This window comes from Mesorhizobium sp. M0771, assembly GCF_040320155.1.
GTDB lineage: Bacteria > Pseudomonadota > Alphaproteobacteria > Rhizobiales > Rhizobiaceae > Mesorhizobium.
Genome location: NZ_JAMYPC010000035.1, coordinates 33,355 through 40,557 on the forward strand (window position 1 = coordinate 33,355; position 7,203 = coordinate 40,557).

6 protein-coding genes are annotated in these 7,203 nt (G+C 63.7%); 2 read left to right on the top strand and 4 right to left on the bottom strand.

Translation table 11 applies throughout. The annotated features are described in order from the left end of the window. Positions 1-18: 18 nt before the first annotated feature. The gene (gene ilvD / locus NKI05_RS30735; protein WP_023806963.1) at positions 19-1,863 is read right to left on the bottom strand and encodes a dihydroxy-acid dehydratase; all 1,845 of its coding nucleotides are present in this window, start codon (positions 1,861-1,863) and stop codon (positions 19-21) included. 270 nt (positions 1,864-2,133) lie between these two features. Between ilvD and NKI05_RS30740 the strand changes: the two genes are divergently transcribed. Beyond that, a complete protein-coding gene (locus NKI05_RS30740; protein WP_023816922.1) occupies positions 2,134-2,604 on the top strand; it encodes a VOC family protein in 471 nt (156 codons plus the stop codon). A 179-nt stretch (positions 2,605-2,783) separates the two neighbouring features. On the opposite strand, the gene NKI05_RS30745 is transcribed toward NKI05_RS30740, so the two are convergent. Then, positions 2,784-4,376: a peptide chain release factor 3 gene (locus NKI05_RS30745; RefSeq protein ID WP_023755673.1), complete on the bottom strand. Its 1,593-nt coding sequence runs from the start codon at positions 4,374-4,376 to the stop codon at positions 2,784-2,786. Between the two features lie 138 nt (positions 4,377-4,514). Between NKI05_RS30745 and NKI05_RS30750 the strand changes: the two genes are divergently transcribed. After that, complete coding sequence (locus NKI05_RS30750) at positions 4,515-5,588, top strand: NAD(P)/FAD-dependent oxidoreductase (RefSeq protein ID WP_352794031.1); 1,074 nt, start codon at positions 4,515-4,517, stop codon at positions 5,586-5,588. Here NKI05_RS30750 and NKI05_RS30755 read toward each other — a convergent pair. Both NKI05_RS30755 and NKI05_RS30760 read right to left on the bottom strand, forming a co-directional pair. Further along, positions 5,582-6,955, bottom strand: coding sequence for an amidase (locus NKI05_RS30755; RefSeq protein WP_023816919.1), 1,374 nt, complete (start codon positions 6,953-6,955; stop codon positions 5,582-5,584). The two genes, NKI05_RS30750 and NKI05_RS30755, sit on opposite strands and share 7 nt — an antisense overlap. Positions 6,956-7,000: 45 nt before the next feature. Beyond that, a partial coding sequence (locus NKI05_RS30760) for a hypothetical protein (protein ID WP_352794034.1) occupies positions 7,001-7,203 on the bottom strand: 203 nt, incomplete at its 5' end.

Genomic DNA, 7,203 nt, shown 5'->3' on the forward strand with positions numbered 1-7,203 from the left:
GGTCGGCGCCGCACCCCCTCACTGCGGCACGTGCCTCACCGCGCCCTTGTCTGCGCTGGTGGCGAAGGCTGCGTAAGCGCGCAGCGCGGTCGTCACCTTGCGCTTGCGCTTTTCCTCGGGCTTCCAGGCCATGGCGCCCTTTGCCTCCATGGCCGCGCGGCGCGCATCTAGCTCGGCGTCACTGACCGCCAGACGTATGGTGCGGTTGGGGATGTCGATCTCGATCGTGTCGCCCTCTTGCACCAGCCCGATCAATCCGCCTTCGGCCGCCTCCGGTGAGGCATGGCCGATCGACAGGCCTGATGTGCCGCCCGAGAAGCGGCCGTCGGTGACCAGCGCGCAGGCTTTGCCGAGGCCTTTCGACTTCAGATAGCTGGTGGGGTAGAGCATTTCCTGCATGCCGGGGCCGCCACGCGGCCCTTCATAGCGGATGACGACGACATCGCCGGCCTTGATCTCGTTGGACAGGATCGCTTTGACGGAAGCGTCCTGGCTTTCGAACACGCGGGCCGGGCCGGTGAACTTCAGGATCGACTCGTCGACCCCGGCGGTCTTCACGATGCAGCCGTCGAGCGCGAGATTGCCTTTCAGAACCGCAAGCCCGCCGTCTCTGGAGAACGGCGTTTCGGCCGAACGGATGACGCCCTTCTCGCGGTCGAGGTCGAGCTCGTCCCAGCGGCGGTCCTGGCTGAAGGCGACCTGTGTCGGCACGCCACCCGGAGCGGCGAGAAAGAAGTCGCGGACGCTCTGGCTCGAGGTGCGGGAGATGTCCCAATGGTCAAGCGCTTCGCCGAGGCTTGCCGTATGCACCGTGGGCAGGTTGCGGTTGAGCAGCCCGGCATTGTCGAGCTGGCCGAGGATCGCCATGATGCCGCCGGCGCGGTGGACGTCTTCCATATGCACGTCGGACTTGGCCGGTGCGACCTTGCATAGCACCGGAACCCGCCGTGACAGCCGGTCGATGTCTTCCATGGTGAAGTCGACTTCTCCCTCGTGCGCGGCGGCAAGGATATGCAGCACGGTGTTGGTCGAGCCGCCCATGGCGATGTCGAGCGTCATGGCGTTCTCGAAGGCGCCCTTCGACGCGATGCTGCGCGGCAGCGCCGTCTCATCATTCTGCTCATAATAGCGCTGGGCGAGATCGACGATAAGGTGACCCGCCTCGACGAACAGCCGCTTGCGGTCGGCGTGGGTTGCCAGCGTCGAGCCGTTGCCCGGCAGCGAGAGCCCCAGTGCTTCGGTCAGGCAGTTCATCGAATTGGCGGTGAACATGCCCGAGCACGAGCCGCAGGTCGGGCAGGCCGAGCGCTCGATGACCTTGACGTCCTCGTCGGAGATCTTGTCATCGGCGGCGGCAACCATGGCGTCGACCAGGTCGAGCGCTTGTGTCTTGCCGGCGAGCACCACCTTGCCGGCTTCCATCGGCCCCCCGGAGACGAAGACGCTTGGGATATTGAGGCGCAAGGAGGCCATCAGCATGCCGGGCGTGATCTTGTCGCAATTGGAGATGCAGACCATGGCATCGGCGCAATGCGCGTTGACCATATATTCGACCGAGTCCGCGATCAGCTCGCGCGACGGCAGCGAATAGAGCATGCCGTCATGGCCCATGGCGATGCCGTCATCGACGGCGATGGTGTTGAATTCCTTGGCGACGCCGCCGGCCTTCTCGATCTCGCGCGCCACCAGCTGGCCAAGGTCTTTCAGATGGACATGACCCGGCACAAACTGGGTGAAGGAATTGACCACCGCGATGATCGGCTTGCCGAAGTCCGAATCCTTCATGCCGGTGGCGCGCCACAGGCCGCGGGCGCCGGCCATGTTGCGGCCGTGGGTGGTGGTGCGGGAGCGATAGGCAGGCATGAATTTTCCTTGGCTGGCTGGCTGCGCTCAACGCGGAGCGTGGCGGCGCTGGATTTGGATCGCAGGGTTTATAGACCGGCAAGTATGGTCTGGCCACATTTTTGCAATGCGCCAGAGTCTCGCTGAAATCAGGGTTTCGAAAAAGATTGCCGGCCAGTGTCGGATCGCTAGCCCGGCATCCGTCCTTGGGACGACGGCAAGGGAATGGCACCATTTCAATAAGTCAGCCGCTTCACCTGTAACCGCAACCAAACACCCGAGGAGCATGACATGCAAAAGATCACCACCTGCCTGTGGTTCGATGGCCAGGCCGAAGAGGCGATGAATTTCTACGTCTCCATCTTCAAGAATTCGAAGGTGCTGAGCGTGCTGCGTTGGCCCGACGGCCATGCCGATGCCGGCAAGGCGCTGGTGACCACGTTCGAACTCGACGGCGTGCAGTTCCAGGCACTCAACGGCGGACCGCAATTCAAGTTCAACGAGGCGATGTCACAGTCGATCGACTGCAAGACCCAGGAAGAGGTCGATTATTTCTGGGACAAGCTCATCGAAGGCGGCGGCGAACCGTCGCAATGCAGCTGGCTGAAGGACAAGTTCGGCGTCTCCTGGCAAGTCGTGCCGGAGCAACTGCCGCGCCTGCTTCTGGATCCGGACCGGGCCAAGGCCGGGCGGGTGATGTCGGCGATGATGCAGATGAGCAAGATCGATATTGCGAAGATCGAGGAAGCTGCGGAGGGGTGAGAAGGGGTCCGCGTAGCGGACGAAAAGCCAATTGCTTGGCTTTTCGAGCTTCGAACGCCCTGAGCCATGCGAAGGGCCGGCGCGCGTTGGAGCCAATTGACCCTTCAACGTCGGCGCTGCCCCTCATCCGCCCTTCGGGCACCTTCTCCCCGTAAGCGGGCAGAAGGAAAAGGGGCGCCTTAGGCCGCCTTGTCGCGGACCTGGTAGTCCTTGACGGTTGCGAAGCGGATCGCCTTCCAGCGTTCGGCTTCGTAGTTCAGCGAGAAGGCGTGCTGGGCCAGAAACACCGGGTCGTTGTCGAGGTCGCGGGCGATGTCGCCGCGATGCGCCTCAATGAAGCGAAGCGTTTCGGCCTTGTCGTCGGCAGAGATCCAGCGGCAGACCGAGAAGCGCGACATTTCGAATTCGACCGGCAGCGTGTATTCGAAATTCAGCCTTTCCTTCAAGACGTCGAGCTGCAGCGCGCCGACAACGCCGACGATGGCCGGCGAGCCGTCTTCCGGCGAAAACAGCTGCACGACGCCTTCCTCGGCCATCTGGTGCAGCGCTTCCTTGAGTTTTTTCGCCTTCATCGCGTCGCCGAGGCGCACACGGCGCAGGATTTCCGGCGCGAAGTTAGGTACGCCGCGGAACAGTATCTCCTCGCCTTCGGTCAGCGTATCGCCGATACGCAGCGTGCCGTGGTTGGGAATGCCGACGACATCGCCGGCAAACGCTTCGTCGGCGGTGACGCGGGTGCGAGCGAAGAAGAACTGCGGTGCCGACAGGCTCATCGGCTTGCCGGTGCGCACCAGCTTGGCCTTCATGCCGCGCTCGAGCTTGCCCGAACAGACGCGCACGAAGGCGATGCGGTCGCGATGGTTGGGGTCCATATTGGCCTGGATCTTGAACACGAAGGACGTCATCTTCTCCTCCGTCGCCTCGACCTTGCGGGTGTCTGCCTCCTGCGCGCGCGGCGGCGGGCCGAAGGCGCCGAGCGCCTCGATCAGGTCGCGCACGCCGTAATTGCGCAGCGCCGAGCCGAAATAGACCGGCGTCAGATGGCCTTCGCGGAAGGCGTCGATGTCGAGCGGGCGGCAGGCTTCGCGCGCGAGTTCCAGCTCCTCGATGAAGGCTTCGCGCTCGTTTTCCGGCAGCAGGCCGGCGACGCGGTTGGAGTCGGGGCCGTTGACCGGCGTGCGGTCTTTCTCTGCATCGCCCCTGCGCACAGCGTTGAGCGCCAGGTGGTAGGTGCCGGCAAAAGTCTTGCCGCGGCCGATCGGCCAGGTGATGGGGGCAGTGTCCAGCGCCAGCTTCTGCTCGATCTCGTCCAAAATCTCGAAGGGGTCGCGGCTTTCGCGGTCCATCTTGTTGATGAAGGTGATGATGGGGATATCGCGCAGCCGGCAGACCTCGAACAGCTTCAGCGTGCGCGGCTCGATGCCCTTGGCGGCGTCGATGACCATGACGGCCGAGTCCACCGCCGACAGCGTGCGGTAGGTGTCGTCGGCAAAATCCTCGTGGCCGGGCGTATCGAGCAGGTTGAAGACATTGTCCTCGTATTCGAAGGTCATCACCGAGGTGACGACCGAAATGCCGCGCTCGCGCTCGATCTTCATCCAGTCGGACCGCGTCTGGATGCGGTCCTTCTTGGCCTTGACCTCGCCCGCAAGCTGGATGGCGCCGCCGAACAGCAGCAGCTTTTCGGTGAGCGTCGTCTTGCCGGCGTCTGGGTGGGCGATGATCGCGAAAGTGCGGCGGCGCGATACCGCCTGTTCGATGTCTTCAGCCAATTTCTGGAATCCTGTCTGTGGCGCGGGCTTCTAGCAGCGCATTGCTGGCCTGTCGACAGTTTCGGGCCGGCAGGCCGACCACACTTGAGCTTGAATCGTTACGGTGGCATCAGAGGAGCCCATTCTGAGAGGTCCGGTATGAGCAGCGCTAAAGAAGTCATCGTCATTGGCGCCGGCATTATCGGGGCGTCCATCGTCTGGCACCTGACCAAGGCCGGGGCGCGGGTGACTGTGATTTCCGATAGTGGTGCCGGCGGCGTCGCCACGCCAAACTCCTTTGCCTGGATCAACGCCAGCTGGGGCAATCCCGAAATCTATTTCCGGCTGCGCATCCGTGCGATGGCCGAATGGAAGCGGCTGGCAAACGAGCTGCCCGGCCTGCCGCTCGCCTGGTGCGGCGGGCTGTGCTGGGATCTGCCGGCCGACAGGCTCGAAGCCTACGCGGCTGAGCACGCTTGCTGGGGTTACGGCATCGAACGCGTCGACGCCGGGCGGGCAGCGCAAATCGAGCCCAATCTCGTCGAGCCGCCGGAATTCGCTGTCTATGTCGCGGAGGAAGGCGTGGCCGAACCGGTCGCAGCGGCCAAGGCGCTGCTGGCCCACGCAGAACGGCAAGGTGCGCGCGTTCTCTCCAGTTCTGTAACCGCACTTGTCCAGACCGATGGCAGGATTGCCGGTGTCGATACATCGCATGGGCTGATGCCAGCCGAAGAGGTGGTGATCGCAGCCGGTGTCGGGGCGCCCGATATTGCCGCTACCGCCGGCATCAAGCTGCCAATCGAGACGCCGCCCGGTCTGATCGTCCACTCGCAGCCCTACAAGAAGCTCCTCAACGGGCTGGTGCATGCCGAAAAGCTGCATATGCGCCAGACGGCGGAGGGCCGCATCATCGCCGGCTCGGATTTCGCGGGGAGCGATCCCGGTGAGAATCCCGACGCCACGGCGCGCGAGCTGTTTGCAGCAATGAAGGCGGCTTTGCGCGGCGCCGACGAACTGGAATTCGATTTCCACACGGTTGGCTACCGGCCGACGCCGATCGACGGCTTTCCGATCATCGGCCGCGCCGAGGGCACGGAAGGTCTCTATGTCGCCGTCATGCATTCCGGCATAACGCTGGCGCCCGCGGTCGGGCTGTTCGCCACGCGCGAAATTCTCGACGGCGAGCGTGATCCGCTGCTGACGCCTTATGGGTTGGGTCGGTTTGCTCAGTAGCCCGGCGGACGCTTGAAGCCGCCGGTCAGCGCTTCGATCGCCTTGGCGATGCCGAGCAGCCGCGATTCCGACCAGCGCTTGCCGACCAGTTGCAGGCCGATAGGCAGGCCGTCGCGGTCTTGCCCGCAGGGCAGCGAGAGTGCCGGATGGCCGGAATAATTGAAGACCGCGCCATAGGCCGGTAGCATCCAATAGCTTTGCTCCTTGCCGTCGACTTCGATCGGCGTGCCGGGCTCACAATGCGCGAAGGCCGTGGTCATGGCGACCGGGCACAGCAAGGCATCGCAGGTTTCGAAGAACCTGTCCCAGGCCAGGATCGAGCGGTCGCGGCGAGCGAGCGCCTCGAACCAATTGGTGATCGGCGTTGGCTGCTCCGGCGGTTCGGGCTGCGCTGCCTCCAGCATCATGCCGATCAGATCGCCGCCCTGCTCCAGATCGTCATGCAGATCGATCTCAGGCAAGTTCGCTTCTTCCACAATCACCCCTGCTGATTGCAACCGCTTGGCCAGGCTTTCGACCGCGGCAGCGATTTTACCAGCCACCGGAAAGCCGGGGAAGGAGGGCGCGACGGCGATGCGCAATGTCTTGAGGTCGAGCCTGGGCATGGCCTCTACGGGGACCGGCGCGAGGTCGGTGTCTGCTCCGTCCGGGCCGGCGATGATTTTGTAGATCAGCGCAAGATCCTCCACGCTGCGCGCCAGCGGGCCGAGGCAGGACATCAGCCGCACGCTACGCGCCGCGCCGTTCGGATCGGGGAAGGCGCCGGCCAGGGACACGCGGTGCTCGGTCGGTTTCAACCCGTAGACGCCGCAAAAAGCCGACGGCAGGCGGATCGAATCCTGCATGTCGGTGCCGACATCGAACGGCGTCATGCCGGTCGCCACCGCTGCCGCTGCGCCACCGCTGGACCCGCCTGACGTGCGCGATCGGTTCCACGGATTGCTGGTGCGACCGAACAGCGGATTGTCCGATTGCCAGTCGCCCAGCATCGTCGCGACATTGGTCTTTCCAATCAGGATGCCGCCTGCGGCTTTCAATCGGGCGACGACCGGGCTGTCTGCCTTTGCCACATAGTCGGCGAATGGTGCGAAACCAACCGTGGTCTTCATGTCGGCCGTTTCGTGCGTATCCTTCAGGGTGAAGGGCACGCCATGCAGCGAGCCGAGCGCATCGCCATGCGCCAATGCCACGTCGGCGTTTTCAGCGCGCTCACGGGCGCCTTCGAGGTCGAGATTGACGATGGCGTTGACGGCCTCGTTGTGTCGGTCGATTTGGACCAGATGGGCGTCCAGAGCTTCGACGGCGGAGATCTTTCGCGCCGCGATTGCGGCGGCGAGATCGATGGTAGAGGAAAAGGCGAGGTCCATGATTGCTCCGGCTGCTGCCAAACGTATCGCGGTTTAAAACCAAGTTCAGCATTCGGAGATCATCGGCGCTTGATCAAAATTGCGCTTGCCGGTCGGTTGAGGTTGGCGCTCTACGGCGCCCCCCTCTGTCCTGCCGGACATCTCCCCCACTTTGGCATAGGCGCTAAGATAGCTTTGGCATGGACTGAAATTTGCGCTTTCGTGGTGGTTCGCGCCAGCGATATCGCAAGGCATGGAGATTTTGACGC

Coding starts and splice junctions, on each gene's coding strand:
- NKI05_RS30755 (WP_023816919.1), bottom strand. CDS start 6,955: ATGGACCTCGCCTTTTCCTCTACCATCGATCTCGCCGCCGCAATCGCG.
- NKI05_RS30750 (WP_352794031.1), top strand. CDS start 4,515: ATGAGCAGCGCTAAAGAAGTCATCGTCATTGGCGCCGGCATTATCGGG.
- ilvD (WP_023806963.1), bottom strand. CDS start 1,863: ATGCCTGCCTATCGCTCCCGCACCACCACCCACGGCCGCAACATGGCC.
- NKI05_RS30740 (WP_023816922.1), top strand. CDS start 2,134: ATGCAAAAGATCACCACCTGCCTGTGGTTCGATGGCCAGGCCGAAGAG.